This is a genomic window from Xanthomonas sp. JL1, assembly GCF_038405005.1.
This window is the reverse complement of the sequence record NZ_JBBYGR010000037.1, coordinates 1-15,391: the sequence shown is the minus strand read 5'-3', so window position 1 is coordinate 15,391 and position 15,391 is coordinate 1. Positions and strand designations below refer to the sequence as shown.

The following is a 15,391-nucleotide window of genomic DNA, read 5'->3' as shown; positions in this document are numbered from 1 at the left end:
ACAGAGGGGGAGCGCTGGTGGCCGGGCCTTGACGACACCGATCACGGCACGGACGTCTCGCCTCCGACGCAGCAAGTGGCCGGCGGCGCGACAGCATAAATTTTCCCCGGGAGACTTACAGACTTCGAAGTCGTCGGATGTCACGCTTTTGCTATCCGGATGCAGCTTCAATGCAAAGCGAGGTCATTTTCGTGTCCTCCCATGCAAGATGGTCGTCAGCTTGGCGTCGACCATCAATGAACTGACACAAGCCCAGCGCGCACGCCTGCAGATGACCGAAACACGTGAGCGGATGCGCAACGGTGTGCACGTCGCGGCACTGCCGCCAGGGCTGGTGAACCTGGGCGATGCCGCACGCCAGCGCGCCGGCAATGCCTCCCATGCCGGCTCGCGCAAGTGTTCGCGCCATCGCCGCAGGCAGCAACACCAAAATGTGCTGCAGTACGTCGTTTCGATCAAGCAATCACGTCGCGTCAGCGCGGATTGCTGAAGGCCCTGGTGCGTTGAGGATCGTAAAGCGGGGCTACCACAATACGACAGGGCGCGCCGAAGCACGCCCTGTTGCCGTCACCGATCCGCTGGCCGCACCTGGCCGCGCAGGTTGATCGCCACGCTCAATTGTTGATCACCAGGTCGGCAATGATGCCGGTGGCGATGGCGACCAACAGCAGGTTGCCGCGGTCGTCGCGCTGCCAGCGGTAGCCGTATGGTGGGCGACGCAGGTCATAGCGGTCGTAGTCGTTCACCACATAGACCGGCCCGTGATAACGCTGGCCACGGGCCCAATACGGACGGGGCGGCGGGCCGGGGCGGTAGTACCCAGGGAGGTCATAGACATAGACCCGATTGCGGTCGTAACGACGGTCCTGGTAACGGGCGTCGCGATAACCATCACGGTAGCCGTTGCTGTAGTAACGGCGGTCCTGACGCCACTCGCGGCGGTCGTCACGGCGGTCGTCACGGCGGTCGTCACGGCGATCGTCGCGCCAGTCACGGCGATGATCCGGGCCATAGCCGCGGTCATGGCCGCGGCGATCGTGGTCGCGATCCCAATCCCCGGCGAATGCAGCCGGTGCGAAGGCATCCAGCGCCAGGATGGAGGAAAGCACAACGGTAACGATGCGTTTGCGATGCATGACAGTTCCTGTTCACGGTGTCGTAATTTCATTAATGAGGCTGGACGCCTTAATGCATTCTTGCCGGAATCGATTACGAAAAAGCCTATTCAGGCCGGACGCAAGATGCCGTTTAGCTGCAGGCGTGCCGCCGCGGGCCAGGCCACTTGCCCGTATAATCGACGCAATCCCTTTTCCGCCGCCCCCGGCCTCGGCCGGCGGGCTGCCTGCGTCCCCCGGAGCACCTATGTCGCAATACATTTACACCATGAACCGCGTCAGCAAGGTGGTCCCGCCCAAGCGGCAGATCATCAAGGACATCTCCCTGAGCTTCTTCCCAGGCGCCAAGATCGGCCTGCTGGGCCTGAACGGCGCGGGCAAGTCCACGGTGCTGAAGATCATGGCCGGCGTGGACACCGACTTCGAGGGCGAAGCCCGCCCGCAGGCTGGCATCAAGGTCGGCTACCTGGCGCAGGAACCGCAGCTCAACCCCGAACACACCGTGCGCGAAGCAGTGGAAGAAGGCGTGGGCGACGTGCTGCAAGCCCAGGCCGCGCTGGATGCGGTGTATCTGGCATATGCCGAAGAAGGCGCCGATTTCGACGCGCTGGCCAAGGAACAGGAACGCCTGGAAGCGATCCTGGCTGCCGGCGACGCGCATACGCTGGAAAACCAGCTGGATGTTGCCGCCGATGCGCTGCGCCTGCCGCCGTGGGAGGCGATTGTCGGCAAGCTGTCCGGTGGCGAAAAGCGTCGCGTGGCGCTATGCCGCCTGCTGCTGCAGAAGCCGGACATGCTGCTGCTCGACGAACCCACCAACCACCTGGACGCCGAGTCGGTGGAATGGCTGGAGCAGTTCCTGGCGCGTTACACCGGCACCGTGGTGGCGGTGACGCATGATCGCTATTTCCTCGACAACGCTGCCGAATGGATCCTGGAACTGGACCGCGGCCGCGGCATTCCGTGGAAGGGCAACTACACCGACTGGCTGACCCAGAAGGACGAGCGCCTCAAACAGGAAGACAACCAGGAAAAGTCGCGCCAGAAGGCGATCCAGAAGGAACTGGAATGGTCGCGCCAGAACGCCAAGGGCGGCCGCACCAAAGGCAAGGCACGTCTGGCCCGCCTGGAAGAGCTGCAGTCGGTCGATTACCAGAAGCGCAACGAAACCAACGAAATTTTCATCCCGCCGGGCGAACGCCTGGGCAACGCGGTGATGGAGTTCAAGAATGTCTCCAAGAAGTTCGGCGACCGCTTGTTGATCGACAACCTGTCGATGATCGTGCCGCCAGGCGCCATCGTCGGCATCATCGGCCCCAACGGTGCCGGTAAGTCGACCCTGTTCAAGATGATCACCGGCCAGGAAAAGCCGGACTCCGGCGAGATCGTGGTCGGCCCCACCGTGCAGCTGTCCTATGTGGACCAGAGCCGCGACGCGCTGGAAGGCAACCACAACGTCTTCCAGGAAATCGCTGGCGGCCTGGACATCCTCAACATCAACGGCATCGAGATCCAGTCGCGCGCCTACATCGGCCGCTTCAACTTCAAGGGCCAGGACCAGCAGAAGATGGTTGGTTCGTTGTCCGGTGGTGAGCGCGGTCGTCTGCACATGGCCAAGACGCTGCTACAGGGCGGCAACGTGCTGCTGCTCGACGAACCGTCCAACGACCTGGACATCGAAACACTGCGTGCGCTGGAAGATGCGTTGCTGGAATTCCCCGGCAATACCTTCGTGATTTCGCATGACCGCTGGTTCCTGGACCGTATTGCCACGCACATCCTGGCGTTCGAAGGCGACTCGCACGTGGAGTTCTTCCAGGGCAACTACCGCGAGTACGAAGAAGACAAGCGCCGCCGCATGGGCGACGACGCCGGCCCGAAGCGCCTGCGCTTCAAGGCACTGAAGTAACGAGTCGTAGCTCCAAAAAAGGCGCCGGAAGGCGCCTTTTTTATATGCGCACCGACCATCTCAACTCCTCCTTGCTCGCCCATCGTCGCGGGACCTTGCGCGGCATCCCTGCCCACCCGTCGACGGAATGCTCACCTGCCCTGCACTAACGTGCCGGCGTCATCGATCTGAGGTATGCATATGCCTGTCAGCTATTCGATCAGCCTGCCCGATCCAAAGCTCGCTCGTGGTAGCGCGCCCTCGGTGAGCTTTACCGCCAATGGCGCCGACGCATTCGCCGAGCAGTTGCAGTCTGCGCTGCGCGACCCGGCCTGGTTCGACCGTTGGCGCCAGCTGCAGCCCGACCCGGACGAGGTGGATCCCAGCCTGGGCATCACAGACCCGGCAGCGACGGTGACTGGCAGGCAGCACGACCTGCGCATCGACCTGGTTGCCACTACCAGCATTCCCGGCGCTCTCTTCAAACAGCGTATGCAGGCGTTAGCCGGCGCGCACTGGGAAATGCGCGACGTCCGCTAAGCCGAAGATTCTGAAACCCTTGCATCCCGGCGCGCGCGATTGACGCCTTTGAGCAGCAGCCACAGGCACAACGTCGTTCCGCCAACCAGCACCGGCAGCAGGATGCCCGGGTTGATCGTTGCAGCAAATTCCGGCGCCAACTGCTGGGCAAATGCGGCGATGAGATAGCTGATACCGGCCAACAGCATCAGCACACCCACCGTGCGCGGCAGGTAGGTGGAGCGATAGATCACACTGTCGCTGACCAGGCAGGCGGCGCCAGAAAAGATCGGCGCTATTGAACGCGATGCCGTGGCCCAGCAATGCCATTGATGCCAGCGCGAACCCATGCTCCGGTGATGCACCCGTCGCACTGGAGGCCAGCGGCAACACCCTCAGTTGGAACACCTTGCTGATTGCTTCGACTGACAGCGATGCGATGTTCAACAGCACAAACAACAACGCCAGACCACGACCCGCTGGCCGTAGCAACAGATAGTCGATTCATCACTGCACGACTGCACGCAATGGCACCACTAGATTGGCGCCAAGCCACATCTTCCAAAGCGCGGCGTGCGCCACGATTGACCGCAGCGTCGCCTGGTCATCGCCTGCAACGATCAACGCATTGGATACATAGCCTTCGGCCCAGCCTGCAAGCACGATGACTGCCAGATAGAGAGCACCAGCAAGACGTGCATAGAATTGCGGACGCGCGTGGATGTCATGCGCCATGGAGAGCCTTGTCTTGCTGAGGAACCGACCCACCCGGGTGCAGCAGCGTGTAGTCGCGACCGATGCCGCCATGTCACGCAAATATCAGCCGCCGTGCTCATCCCACGTCGCGCCCACAACCGCCCACGCTCATCCCCGCAAGGCCGCAGCATGATGCGCAATGTGCTCGCCCATAAAGCTTGAGATGAAGTAATAGCTGTGGTCGTAACCGGGTTGCAGCCGCACCGTCACCGGATAGCCGGCTGCCTTGGCCGCATCTTCGAACAACACTGTTTTCAGCTGGTTTTGAAGAAACTCGTCCGCGTCTCCCTGATCGATCAACAAGGGTAAGCGTTCCTGAGCATCAGCGATCAAGGCCGTAGCATCGTACGCGTTCCACGTGGCGCGATCGTCGCCCAGATACTGGCTAAACGCCTTCTCGCCCCATGGCACCTGGCTGGGCGCCACGATCGGCGAAAACGCCGACACGCTGCGATAGCGTCCCGGGTTTTTCAATGCGATGGTCAAGGCGCCATGCCCGCCCATCGAGTGGCCGCTGATCGCACGCACGCCAGTGGTGGCGAAGTGTGCTTCGATCAACGCCGGTAACTCGTTCACCACGTAGTCGTACATGCGGTAATGCGCAGCCCACGGCGCTTGTGTGGCATCGAGGTAGAAACCCGCGCCCTTGCCGATATCGTAGCCGTCCGCATCCGCTATATCGTCGCCACGCGGGCTGGTGTCGGGGGCCACCAGGATCACGCCATGCTCAGCGGCGTAGCGCTGCGCCCCTGCCTTGCTGATGAAGTTCTGCTCGGTGCAGGTCAGACCGCTCAGCCAGTACAGCACCGGCAGCGGGCCATCGGCGGCCTGCGGCGGCAGGTATACGCCCACGTGCATGCGGCAGTCCAAGGTCTGCGACTGATGCCGGTAGACATCCTGCCAACCGCCAAAACAGGCACGATGTTCGATACGTTCCATGAAGATTCCTTACGAAGAGAAAACCCCGCAGCCGGATCGCCGGCTGCAGGGTTGGACCATCAATGCAACAGACCCTTGTTGCGCGCGACATGCGCAGACAGGGCATCCATCAACGCCGGCGACAGGCAGTCGTATGGCGGCAACCCGAGTTCGGTCAGGCACGCGCACCCCATCCATCTGCTCCGGCGGCGTGCCGGTTTCGATCATGGACGACACGAACGCAGCAAAACCGGGCGCCGACCAGCCCTGTTGCTTCGACAACTCGGTGGACACGAAATCCAGGCCGTAGAACGCGTGGTCGTTGTTCTCGATCCGGCCATACAGATGCACGCCGCACCCGGTGCACGCGTGGCATTGGATCGTCGCGCTTTCATCGACGAGCGTCAGCTTCTCTTCGTGCGCCGTCACCTTGACCGTGTCGCGCGAGACCACCGCCACCACGGAGAACTTCGCGCCGTCGGGCTTCCAGCACTTGCTGCAACCACAGGCATGGTTGGGCGCGGTCTGCGCAGACACGTCGACGATCACCTTGTCACTGGCGCAGTGGCATTCAAGGGTGCCGCCTTGAAAACCTTCCGCGCCGCTTCGCGCAACACCGCCATCTACCGAAGAATGAATCGACACATGCGTCATGACGCCCCTCCCGGAGTCTTGTGTACTACGTGCGCGGAAGCGGCCACGCGCCGCTCCTGGCCGTACGGTCAGAAATGAATCACGGTCCGGATCGACTTGCCTTCATGCATCAGGTGGAAGGCTTCGTTGATCTCTTCCAGCGGCATGGTGTGGGTGATGAACGGATCCAGATCGATCTCGCCCTTCATCGATTGCTCCACCATGCCAGGCAATTGGGTCCGCCCCTTGACGCCGCCAAAGGCCGAGCCGCGCCACACGCGCCCGGTGACCAGCTGGAACGGGCGCGTGCTGATTTCCTGGCCGGCACCGGCCACCCCGATGATGACGCTCTCGCCCCAGCCCTTGTGGCAACACTCCAGCGCCGAACGCATGACATTGACGTTGCCGATGCACTCGAAGCTGAAGTCCACGCCGCCATCGGTCAACTCGACGATGACCTCCTGGATCGGCTTGTCGTAGTCCTTCGGGTTGATGCAGTCGGTGGCGCCCATGCTGCGTGCCAGATCGAACTTGCCCGGGTTGGTGTCGATTGCCAGGATGCGCCCGGCCTTGGCCTGCACCGCGCCCTGGATCACCGCCAGCCCAATGCCGCCCAGGCCGAACACCGCCACGCTTTCGCCCGGCTTGACCTTGGCGGTGTTGTGCACCGCACCGATGCCGGTGGTGACGCCGCAACCGAGCAGACAGACCTTTTCCAGCGGCGCCTCCGGGTTGACCACGGCCAGCGAAATCTCCGGCACCACGGTGTATTCGCTGAAGGTGCTGCAGCCCATGTAGTGATAGATCGGCTCGCCGTTATACGAGAAGCGCGTGGTGCCATCGGGCATCAAGCCCTTGCCCTGGGTGGCGCGCACGGCCTGGCACAGGTTGGTCTTGCCGGACAGACAGAATTTGCACTTGCGGCATTCGGCGGTGTACAGCGGGATCACGTGATCGCCCACCTTGACGCTGGTCACGCCTTCGCCGACCTGTTCGACGATGCCGCCGCCTTCATGCCCAAGCACCGACGGGAAGATGCCTTCCGGGTCGTCGCCGGACAGCGTGAACGCATCGGTGTGGCACACGCCGGTGTGCGTGATGCGCACCAGCACTTCGCCAGCCTTTGGCGGTGCGACGTCGATTTCGACCATTTCCAGCGGCTTGCCGGGTCCGAATGCAACTGCTGCACGGGATTTCATGGGATGACGCTCCTGACGATGCGGTTCGAGAACGGGCACGGCAAGCACCGGCCAGGTGGGAGATTTATTTGAGGTAGGACCGGACCAGGCCGAGCAGATCCTGCACCCGCTCGGCGCGTTGCGCATCAGATGCGGCGGCGTGTCCGAAATCTTCGCGGATATGCGCTTGGAGCACCTGCGACATCAGCCCATTCACGGCACCCCGGATCGCGGCGATCTGCTGCAAGACAGGCGCACAGTCCGCACCCGCCTGCAGCGCCCGCTCGAGCGCGTCGCATTGCCCGCGCAATCGGCGCACGCGTGCTAGGGCTCGCTTTTTCTCATGCGGCGAATGCGGCATGGCGGCTCCGGCAAAATACTGGGGGGCAGTATATGGTTTGCTTCAAGAAAAGCGATGGCCGGCCGCTTGCCGGCCGTGATCGTGGCGAGCGCGATCACCGCCATTGGTTGGTGGACGGCGCTGCAGTCACTGCGCGCTGACGGAACAGGCACACAGAGGCCACCTGTTAGCCGCAGCGCAGCACGTCCATTGCGCAGACATGCCCGACGAGCCGCGTACTGCATACGCGCGCGAGACGGACCCAATCCATGTCTGCGAGCAGTTACCGCCGCAACCTGACCCTGCCGACTGTCCGCACCGTTGCTGGCCGCTGACGTGGGGTATCCGCATCAGCGCGGCGGTGGCGGTGGCTGTGACGGTGCAAATCCTGCGACACCCAGGCATTCCGCCAGCATGTCCGGCGGCAGCTCCAGCAATGGCGCTGCGATGCCTTCCGCGTTAGCGCATGCCTGCAGCGCTGCGTCGAATTCGGAATCGTAAGGCGGTGGACCCGGCGGTCCGTCTGCCGCATCAGGTTCGCCAAATACATGCCTGTCGGCACGCGCACCCGGCGACTCGGCACCGTCAGCACGCGGCGGTGGCGGTGACAGCGCTACGCCCCTGCGTACCAGGCAGCCGTCGAAGCTTGCCTGATCCACTCGCTCCGACGCGGCGTGGTGCGCGACGTCGGCAGGTGGCGGAGCTGGGACCAAGCCTTGTTCCCGCACGCAAGCCTCTAATGCATCGATTGTTCTTGCACTCGGCGGCGGCGGTCGTACTGGCGCCCAATGCGCGTGGGGCGGTGGCGCATCCTGCGCAGTACGATAGAAATTCGCACAACCTCCCAAGCTGAGCGCTGCGAGTAGTGCGGCGCTGACAGCGACGCGTGGTTGGGTATGGACCATCGTGAATCTCCCTGGCTGGATGACGCATCTGCGCACCGCATGCAGATGGCGAACGCGGGCTATGCCGCATTTTCCAGGGGAGATTTGCAGCTTGCTTTGCTGCGGATTTGCCGCCACGCGCCGCATGCCGGCGTGTCTTGGCGCTTGCCGGCATCCGCAGCGCATGTAACACCATCTTCGGCCTGCGCCACGGAATATGCAGCAGATCCGCCAGTGGCAACGCGAACGCTGACGCCGTCAGTTTTCGGCAGCTGCCCGCGCCACGATGGCCACCGGATCCACAGCATGTCCCGGCAGCGACGCCAGCACCGCATTGCGAAAGCGCGCGGCGAATGCGGCATCGTTGGCCTGGTAGAACGCACGTGCGTTGGCCGACAACTGATCCAGCTGCGCCTGCGGCAATGCCAGGGCGCTTTCCACGGCCTGCGCGATGCCTGCCGCGTCCACGTAGTAATACGATGCAAGATGGCGCTGACGCACCTCCGCCACGGGAATCAGCACACCGTGTTCGGGCTTGATCAGTTCGTTCATCGGCTCGCCGTCGGTGGCCAGCGTCACCGCACCCACGCTCAGCGCTTCCATCAGGTAATGGCCGAAGCCTTCGGCCTCCGAGGGGCATAGATGGAACAGATGCGCGTTCTGCATGCGGCGCAGTTCGGCATCGTCTAGGTATCCAACGCGGTGGTCGATATTCGGCGCCACCACCGGCTTGCCGGCGGTGCGCGGGTTCTGCACCACCGTCAGCAACGGCCACTCAGGATGTCGCTGCCAGGTCTCCAGCAACACACGCGTGCCCTTGGCGGTACTGCGCCCGGCCAAGTGAAAGAAGGCGCGCTGACGGAATACGCGCGCGTCGTACCGGTCAGGGCTGGTGAAACCGATGAAGCGGGTGGCGCACCCGAGGCTGCGGAAGATCCGCTCGGCATGGTGAGTCTTGCACAGCACCGCATCGAAGCGCGGCAGCAGCGGCAGCCACTTGGGCAGCAACCATTCCGGGTTGGGCACCAGCAGGTTGATCTGCCCCAGCAACAGGCAGCGCCTGTAGACGCGCTCGGAAAAGATCTGTAGCGGCACCTGCCCGAAGAGCACGCGGCTGGCCCACAGGCGCACCTCGCGGCCGGTGTCGTGCAGGCGCTGGCTGGTGAATCCCACTTCCTGCACCGGCACGCCGCCGGCACGCAGTGTTTCGGCCATCAGCACCATGTCGCGGGTCAGGCCCACGCCGTTGTCGCGACTGATCACCCGCATCATCGGAAATGCCTTGTCATGCGCGCACGCACCAGTAGAGCGGCATCGTGTCGATGCCGTAGTTTCCTGCACGATGTCCCGTTCTATCATGGTACGTTACACGTGTGCCAATGGTTGACAAATTCGGTCATTATGATGCGTGCTCCCAGACTTGCAATTGCGAGCACCATCTATCCGGCAGCCACCACCTTGCGCGGGCCAACCTCCGCGCCACAGACGATGACCTCCATGGACCTGCAACCACCCTGCGTTCTCGTGGTCGACGACGACCCTGATCTGCGCAAGCTGATCGGCGAATTTCTGAGCGCGCACGGCTACCAGGTGGACATGGCCGAAAACGTGGCGGAGATGCGCTCTGTCATGGCACAGCGCCGCCCGGACCTCATCGTACTCGACGTGATGATGCCGGGAGAAGATGGGCTGAGTGCAGCGCGCACCCTGGCCAGCGAGCGCGGTTCACCTGCGGTCATCATGCTCAGCGCGCTGGGCAACGACACCGACCGCATCATCGGCCTGGAAGTCGGCGCCGACGATTACCTTGCCAAGCCCTGCAACCCGCACGAATTGCTCGCCCGTGTGCGCGCCCTGCTGCGGCGCAGCCAGTCCAGCAACGAGCAGTCCGATCAGCGCGGCAATGTCTACGAATTCGCCGGCTGGCGGCTGGACGTGGTGCGCCGCGACCTGCGCGACCCCACCGGCATCTTCATCAATCTCTCCGACGGCGAGTTCGCGCTGCTGCGCACCTTTGTCGAACACCCACAGCGCGTGCTCAGCCGCGACCAGCTGCTGGAGTGCGCCCGCGGCCGCGATACCGACGTCTACGACCGCGCCATCGACAGCCAGATCAGCCGCCTGCGCCGCAAGATCAACGAGCGCGTCCATACCGAATTGATTCGCACCGTACGCAACGAGGGCTACATGCTGCTGCCGAGCGTCTCGCGCCTGTGAGCAAACCGGCACGGCGCGGGCTGTCGATCTTTGCGCGGACCTTTGTGTTGTTGGCGGTAGCCCTGCTCACCGCCCAGGCGGTGGGCATCGCCCTGCTGGTGATGCACACCCCCGTGTATGAGCCGCCCGTGCATCCACCGGAAGTGGTGGCGCTGCTATCGACCCGCATGCCGGCCGGCACCCGGACCCTGAAAGTGCATGACTCGGCGCAGGCGCCCATGCCGCCGATAGGCCAGGTGCGCGACCCGTTCGCCGAAATGCTGCTTGCCCACTGGCTGGATGTGCCCGCAGCTCAGGTGCGGTTCTATCGCCACGCCAACGATCGCGAAGCGCCGCAGCCGGTCATGCTCCCGCCGCAGCGGTGGTCCACCCAGGAGCGCGCTGTCGATGCCGAGGGCGTGGCTGACGAACGTGCTGGTGCGCAAGGTCTGCCGCCCTTTCCGCACAACTGGCCGCGCGACGGCCAGCCAGGTGCGCTGTCCGGCACTGGGCCAGGTCCGGATGAAATGCACGGCGCCTGGGAAAGCGAACGGCTGACCCCCGGCGTCCCGTTACTGGATGGCTTCACCGCTGCCCTGCAACAACCCGACGGCCGCTGGCGCACCGTGGAATCGCCGCGTCGCCGCCTCTCTGGCGAGTTCAAGACCCATGTGGTACTGCTGTTCCTGGCCGGTCTGCTGGCCAACGTCCCACTGGCCTGGTGGTTTTCGCGGGCGCTGTCGGCACCGATCAAGCGCTTTGCCGAAGCCGCCGACCGCCTGGGCCGCAACCCCGATGCCGCCGCGCTGCAACGCACTGGCCCGCCGGAAATCGTACGCGCAGCCGATTCGTTCAATGCGATGCAGGCGCGCCTGAACCGCCTGATCAATGAACGCACGCACATGGTCGCGGCGATCGCGCACGACCTGCGCACGCCGCTGGCGCGGCTGTCGTTCCGCCTGGATGGCCTGCAACCACCGCTGCGCGACAAGGCACTGGCCGATATCGACGAAATGAAGGCGATGATTTCCGCAGCGCTGCATTTCATCCACAACGACAGCCACCGCACTCCCCGCTCTCCACTGGATTTCCGCCTCCTCGTGGAGAGTGTGGTGGACGATGCCAGGGACACCGGCGCCGACGTCAGCCTGCACGCCGGCCAGGCCATCACCCTCGACGGCGATCCGCTATCGCTGCGGCGCATGGTGATGAACCTGGTGGAGAACGCCTTGAAGTACGGCAAGCGCGCGCGTCTGCACCTGCGGCGCGAAGCCACCGAGTGCGTGCTGTGGATCGACGACGATGGCCCTGGCATCGATCCCAACCAGCAAGAAAAGCTGTTTCTGCCGTTCTTCCGCGGCGAAAACTCGCGCAACCGCGATACCGGCGGCATCGGCCTGGGCCTATCAGTGGCGCACAGCACGGTGCTCGCGCACGGCGGCGAAATCAAGCTGAACAACCGTCCCGAAAGCGGCCTGCGGGTGTGCGTGACACTGCCTTGCCAGGCCAGCACATAAATTTGCACGCAAGACACACGAGGCTGATCCGACTAGCGCCGTTGCCGACTGCCGTGTTCTGCCGCGCTTTCCCGCTGCAACGCGGCCTTCATCCTGGCCAGTCCATCGGAATTGGGCCAGCCCGCGAACGTCTCGAGGATGGTGCTGCCACGCACCAGATAGAACGTCGGCGTACCGGTGCTGTGCAGGAAAGCCCAGTCGCTGCGCTGATACATTAGGTGCATCGGCAGCATGGGCTGGCGGCGATTCCATTGCGCGATGCCGTCGATGGGCGGCCTGGCGCCCGGTGCGACCAGCAGCACGAGCCGCTCGCGCAGCCAGCGGTCGTCCTCGCTGCTCACGATCGCGTTGAGCGCGTTCGCCGAGAAATGGCAATCCGGATGGACCACCGCGAGTATGGCCAGACGGTCATCGTGTAGCGCGAACACACGCACCACAGCATGGGTCGGCGAGACGATATCTATCACGCGTCGCGACGATCCCAACGGTCGCTCGAATGCAAGCGTGGGCAGCGGTGCGAGAGGCCGCGTCGGCAACGCTGCCAGGATCCGGTTCGCCGCGTCGAACCGGCTGATCGAGGCCAACGCATCGGCATAGGAAATGATGTGCCAGCGGGTTACCCGCCCCTGTCGCTGCAGGCGCGCATAGAGACATCCCAGTTTGTGCACATACCGGGGGTCGAACGAATAGCCCTCGGCGAGCACCGTCGCCCGGAACAGATCGTCCTCGTCAAACGGCAACTTGGCGGCAGCGCAGGGATCGGCGGTGCCGACCATGCGTTCGTACAGAGAAACGACCGCCTCTGCGCGCTGGGCGCCAGACGAGACTTGAGCACTTTCGCTCAGGTCGGCCAGTGCATCGTAGAGCGAACCGTCGCGTGTTTGCGCGCAAACCATCGGCGCTGCCAAGGCGAGCAAGGCAGCGCCGATGAAACGAGCCACTGGGTGCAGCAATGGCATCAGCAGCCGCTCATGCAAATCTTACCTACGCTTTCCTCGCAAGTATGCCCGCCTATGCATGCGTAATCTTCATGATCTCCGTCTTGGCGCCTGTCAGGCGTGAAGGCTGACGCTGGATAGGCCCGACTCACGGCCCTGTCTTCTTCGGAATCGACGCGAATCTTGCGCATGCTGGAAACCTTGCTTTCCAACCCAAACAGCGACAGTAGCCGATACGCCTGACTAGCCGAAAGCTCTGCTTCTATATCGCTGTATCTAAACGATGTCACACCGGAGGCGTTGAAACGCAAGGATTCGACAAACCTTTTCCTTGCAGCGGGGGAAAGCAAATTAATCGGACTGGAGGCATCGGCTTTGACCAGGTACTGCGCGAGACCTTCGGCAGAATGAATCTGAGCCGTCCTCAACCGCAACGCTTTTTGTGCATCCTGATTGGTAGCCAACTCTGCAGCAACTTGCTCAGCGGCCGTGTTAATCGACACTTCTTCAGCTCGCCCGGATGCATTAACCGACAAACCGGACACCAGGCAGAAAACAGCAACGCAATGCGTCATTCCAAGCTTCATGATTGATCCTTTTCGTGAGAAGTGTTACTCCATGAAACAACAACAAAATACTTGCGTTATTACTGGAACTTTTTCGACGCAAGCCAAAGTGGAGGCTGCAGCAACGCTGTAATCAAAAAAATCTTGTTTACTGCCACACTCAGATCATCCTAGTCGATGGATGATCGCCACCTCCTCGCTCCTGCCTACCATTGCGTTTTTTTACATCGATACCGACTCAACGTCAACACATGCTCGGCTCGGCGCGACGCAAAGCAGAAAAAAGAGAAGGGCAACACAGACTCAGAACTCCCCCATCGCTCCCCCTGTCGACCACCATCCATCACTGAGAATTGACATCCATCGTTGGCAATCTTACCGAATCCTCCCATCGCGGCGCTCGGAAAGAGCCTCCAAGGAGATCGCAATGAAACCGGAATCGAAAAGGCTGGCAGCATTGCTGGCAGCGGTGACCTGGGTGTCGGCAGGATTTCTTGATTGCGCGATGGCACGTCCGACCGACGCAGCACCAGCGGCAGCAGCAAAGCACGTCGATGCACAAGACGCTTCGCGGTTGCCAACGGCTCCCATTCGTTCCACCGAGCAACTTGATCGTTACCTGGCGAACGCGGATGCATCCAGCCCGCTTGCGTTGCTTTCGCCGGCTTCGCGGAAGCGCTTCATTCAATCGCTGCGTTTCAACGCAAACGGCGTGACGACGTTCACTTACAACGATATCGAAGCGGAACTTTCAGCCAGCCAGGCCTGCCGTCTGCTGACCCTGTTCGGCATCCAACACACTCTCGCCTCGATGCGCAAGATCCGCATCGAAACCCAGGAAGACGAAAAGGCGATGCAGTCCTGTGCGGCGACCCGCCTTCAACCGCCCACCGCCAACAGACCCCAGCACTGACATCCGGTGACGCTGGCACTCGCATCGCCCGCCACGGCATCTGGTTCGGCGAGGAGCACACCTCAGTACGCGAACTCGCCGAACACCCGGTCGATATCGCCCTGCCAGACGCCGTGATACAGCGCCAACTTGCGCTCGGCGGCGGTCTCGCCGCTATGCAGGATCTCTACCAACGGTTCGAGGAATCGCGATTCGTCCTGGACATCGCGATTCAGGCGCGCACGGCGACGCAAGCCGGCCAGGGCGATCTTCACCGCTTCGGTGGCGAGGTTCTGCACGCTGTCATTGCGGAACGGCAACTTCAGTGCATGGCGCGGCACCCCGTCGCGTAGCGCGTGGCGTTCGCTCCTGCTGAAATCTTTGACCAAATCCCAGGCCGCATCCAGCGCCGGGTCGTCGTACAGCAAACCGACCCAGAACGCGGACAGCGCGCACAGCCGCCCCCATGGCCTGGCGTCGGCGCCGCGCAGAAAATCGCGAAAGCTCTGCCCGCTGGCATCGATATAGGTGCCGTCGTGATAGGAAAAATACATCGGCACATCCAGCAGATAATCGAGATAGCGCTCGTAACCGAAGCCGTCCTCGAATACGAAATCGAGAATACCGGTGCGGTCGGCGTCGGTATCGATCCAGATGTGCGAGCGGTAGCTGAGGTAGCCGTTAGGCTTTCCCTCGGTGAATGGCGAATCGGCAAACAGTGCAGTGGCAATCGGCTGCAACGCGAGCGAGACACGAAATTTCTTGACCATGTCCGCTTCGCTGGCATAGTCCAGGTTGACCTGGACGGTGCAGGTGCGGGTCATCATGTCCAGGCCGAGCGCGCCGACCTTAGTTCTACTGTGTTACTAAATCCGAATCCGTTGGTACGGTGAGACCCCGCAACACGGGCAGTGTGGGAGGCTTCTGGCGATCAGCCTAGCCAGTCCGAAGGCCAGCGTGGCAATCGAGTTGGGATGGTGACGTTGCATTGGGGCCAGACCGGCGCGGGCGGACGCTTTTGGATACTGCAGGCATCTTGAATGCGACGGAG

General features: G+C 62.8%; 17 protein-coding genes and 1 pseudogene. 6 read left to right on the top strand and 12 right to left on the bottom strand.

Features of this window, described 5'->3' with window-relative positions; translation table 11 throughout:
• Positions 1–28 precede the first annotated feature (28 nt).
• A complete protein-coding gene (locus WJW29_RS07790; RefSeq protein WP_233282854.1) occupies positions 29–490 on the top strand; it encodes a hypothetical protein in 462 nt (153 codons plus the stop codon).
• A gap of 124 nt (positions 491–614) precedes the next feature.
• Here WJW29_RS07790 and WJW29_RS07785 read toward each other — a convergent pair whose 3' ends face one another.
• Entirely contained in the window at positions 615–1,136 is a 522-nt protein-coding gene (locus WJW29_RS07785; RefSeq protein WP_011260265.1) for an RcnB family protein, read from the bottom strand.
• Positions 1,137–1,362: 226 nt separating this feature from the next.
• Here WJW29_RS07785 and ettA point away from each other — a divergent pair, with 226 nt between their 5' ends.
• The gene (gene ettA, locus WJW29_RS07780) at positions 1,363–3,024 is read left to right on the top strand and encodes an energy-dependent translational throttle protein EttA (RefSeq protein WP_010367724.1); all 1,662 of its coding nucleotides are present in this window, start codon (positions 1,363–1,365) and stop codon (positions 3,022–3,024) included.
• 180 nt (positions 3,025–3,204) lie between these two features.
• Positions 3,205–3,543, top strand: a complete 339-nt coding sequence (locus tag WJW29_RS07775) for a hypothetical protein (RefSeq protein WP_019299887.1) — start codon at positions 3,205–3,207, stop codon at positions 3,541–3,543.
• Here WJW29_RS07775 and WJW29_RS07770 read toward each other — a convergent pair.
• The 8 genes from WJW29_RS07770 to WJW29_RS07735 all read right to left on the bottom strand — a co-directional run bounded on the left by WJW29_RS07770 (position 3,540) and on the right by WJW29_RS07735 (position 9,590).
• Positions 3,540–3,872 carry a DUF4386 domain-containing protein gene (locus tag WJW29_RS07770; RefSeq protein ID WP_011409398.1) on the bottom strand — a complete coding sequence of 111 codons (333 nt, stop codon included), beginning with the start codon at positions 3,870–3,872 and terminating at the stop codon, positions 3,540–3,542. The two genes, WJW29_RS07775 and WJW29_RS07770, sit on opposite strands and share 4 nt — an antisense overlap.
• Positions 3,873–4,029: 157 nt before the next feature.
• On the bottom strand, positions 4,030–4,257 hold the full coding sequence (locus WJW29_RS07765; protein ID WP_012444166.1) for a DUF4386 family protein: 228 nt from the start codon (positions 4,255–4,257) through the stop codon (positions 4,030–4,032).
• A gap of 129 nt (positions 4,258–4,386) precedes the next feature.
• Positions 4,387–5,217, bottom strand: coding sequence for an S-formylglutathione hydrolase (gene fghA / locus WJW29_RS07760; protein ID WP_011260269.1), 831 nt, complete (start codon positions 5,215–5,217; stop codon positions 4,387–4,389).
• Between the two features lie 9 nt (positions 5,218–5,226).
• On the bottom strand, positions 5,227–5,850 hold the full coding sequence (gfa, locus tag WJW29_RS07755) for an S-(hydroxymethyl)glutathione synthase (protein ID WP_229002692.1): 624 nt from the start codon (positions 5,848–5,850) through the stop codon (positions 5,227–5,229).
• A gap of 68 nt (positions 5,851–5,918) precedes the next feature.
• Positions 5,919–7,028: an S-(hydroxymethyl)glutathione dehydrogenase/class III alcohol dehydrogenase gene (locus tag WJW29_RS07750; protein ID WP_011409400.1), complete on the bottom strand. Its 1,110-nt coding sequence runs from the start codon at positions 7,026–7,028 to the stop codon at positions 5,919–5,921.
• 64 nt (positions 7,029–7,092) lie between these two features.
• Positions 7,093–7,368: a metal/formaldehyde-sensitive transcriptional repressor gene (locus WJW29_RS07745; protein WP_011260271.1), complete on the bottom strand. Its 276-nt coding sequence runs from the start codon at positions 7,366–7,368 to the stop codon at positions 7,093–7,095.
• 329 nt (positions 7,369–7,697) lie between these two features.
• Positions 7,698–8,060: a hypothetical protein gene (locus WJW29_RS07740; protein WP_041182493.1), complete on the bottom strand. Its 363-nt coding sequence runs from the start codon at positions 8,058–8,060 to the stop codon at positions 7,698–7,700.
• A gap of 429 nt (positions 8,061–8,489) precedes the next feature.
• Complete coding sequence (locus tag WJW29_RS07735; RefSeq protein ID WP_011260272.1) at positions 8,490–9,590, bottom strand: glycosyltransferase; 1,101 nt, start codon at positions 9,588–9,590, stop codon at positions 8,490–8,492.
• Positions 9,591–9,728: 138 nt separating this feature from the next.
• Between WJW29_RS07735 and WJW29_RS07730 the strand changes: the two genes are divergently transcribed.
• A complete protein-coding gene (locus WJW29_RS07730; RefSeq protein ID WP_042465749.1) occupies positions 9,729–10,448 on the top strand; it encodes a response regulator transcription factor in 720 nt (239 codons plus the stop codon).
• On the top strand, positions 10,445–11,944 hold the full coding sequence (locus tag WJW29_RS07725) for a HAMP domain-containing sensor histidine kinase (protein ID WP_011260274.1): 1,500 nt from the start codon (positions 10,445–10,447) through the stop codon (positions 11,942–11,944). Before WJW29_RS07730 ends, WJW29_RS07725 begins: the two co-directional genes overlap by 4 nt.
• A 32-nt stretch (positions 11,945–11,976) precedes the next feature.
• Here WJW29_RS07725 and WJW29_RS07720 read toward each other — a convergent pair whose 3' ends face one another.
• Positions 11,977–12,903: a hypothetical protein gene (locus tag WJW29_RS07720; RefSeq protein ID WP_024712625.1), complete on the bottom strand. Its 927-nt coding sequence runs from the start codon at positions 12,901–12,903 to the stop codon at positions 11,977–11,979.
• Positions 12,903–13,469: a hypothetical protein gene (locus WJW29_RS07715; protein WP_011409406.1), complete on the bottom strand. Its 567-nt coding sequence runs from the start codon at positions 13,467–13,469 to the stop codon at positions 12,903–12,905. Before WJW29_RS07715 ends, WJW29_RS07720 begins: the two co-directional genes overlap by 1 nt.
• Positions 13,470–13,875: 406 nt before the next feature.
• Between WJW29_RS07715 and WJW29_RS07710 the strand changes: the two genes are divergently transcribed.
• A complete protein-coding gene (locus tag WJW29_RS07710) occupies positions 13,876–14,361 on the top strand; it encodes a hypothetical protein (RefSeq protein ID WP_011409407.1) in 486 nt (161 codons plus the stop codon).
• A 62-nt stretch (positions 14,362–14,423) separates the two neighbouring features.
• Here WJW29_RS07710 and WJW29_RS07705 read toward each other — a convergent pair.
• Positions 14,424–15,191: pseudogene (locus tag WJW29_RS07705) on the bottom strand (glutamate-cysteine ligase family protein); the annotation flags it as partial.
• Positions 15,192–15,391 lie beyond the last annotated feature (200 nt).

What these genes read in the sequence shown, in the direction of transcription:
- WJW29_RS07785 (WP_011260265.1), bottom strand. Translation starts at nt 1,136, where the DNA reads ATGCATCGCAAACGCATCGTTACCGTTGTGCTTTCCTCCATCCTGGCG.
- ettA (WP_010367724.1), top strand. Translation starts at nt 1,363, where the DNA reads ATGTCGCAATACATTTACACCATGAACCGCGTCAGCAAGGTGGTCCCG.
- WJW29_RS07775 (WP_019299887.1), top strand. Translation starts at nt 3,205, where the DNA reads ATGCCTGTCAGCTATTCGATCAGCCTGCCCGATCCAAAGCTCGCTCGT.
- WJW29_RS07770 (WP_011409398.1), bottom strand. Translation starts at nt 3,872, where the DNA reads ATGGGTTCGCGCTGGCATCAATGGCATTGCTGGGCCACGGCATCGCGT.
- WJW29_RS07765 (WP_012444166.1), bottom strand. Translation starts at nt 4,257, where the DNA reads ATGGCGCATGACATCCACGCGCGTCCGCAATTCTATGCACGTCTTGCT.
- fghA (WP_011260269.1), bottom strand. Translation starts at nt 5,217, where the DNA reads ATGGAACGTATCGAACATCGTGCCTGTTTTGGCGGTTGGCAGGATGTC.
- gfa (WP_229002692.1), bottom strand. Translation starts at nt 5,850, where the DNA reads ATGACGCATGTGTCGATTCATTCTTCGGTAGATGGCGGTGTTGCGCGA.
- WJW29_RS07750 (WP_011409400.1), bottom strand. Translation starts at nt 7,028, where the DNA reads ATGAAATCCCGTGCAGCAGTTGCATTCGGACCCGGCAAGCCGCTGGAA.
- WJW29_RS07745 (WP_011260271.1), bottom strand. Translation starts at nt 7,368, where the DNA reads ATGCCGCATTCGCCGCATGAGAAAAAGCGAGCCCTAGCACGCGTGCGC.
- WJW29_RS07735 (WP_011260272.1), bottom strand. Translation starts at nt 9,590, where the DNA reads ATGATAGAACGGGACATCGTGCAGGAAACTACGGCATCGACACGATGC.
- WJW29_RS07730 (WP_042465749.1), top strand. Translation starts at nt 9,729, where the DNA reads ATGGACCTGCAACCACCCTGCGTTCTCGTGGTCGACGACGACCCTGAT.
- WJW29_RS07720 (WP_024712625.1), bottom strand. Translation starts at nt 12,903, where the DNA reads ATGCCATTGCTGCACCCAGTGGCTCGTTTCATCGGCGCTGCCTTGCTC.
- WJW29_RS07715 (WP_011409406.1), bottom strand. Translation starts at nt 13,469, where the DNA reads ATGAAGCTTGGAATGACGCATTGCGTTGCTGTTTTCTGCCTGGTGTCC.
- WJW29_RS07710 (WP_011409407.1), top strand. Translation starts at nt 13,876, where the DNA reads ATGAAACCGGAATCGAAAAGGCTGGCAGCATTGCTGGCAGCGGTGACC.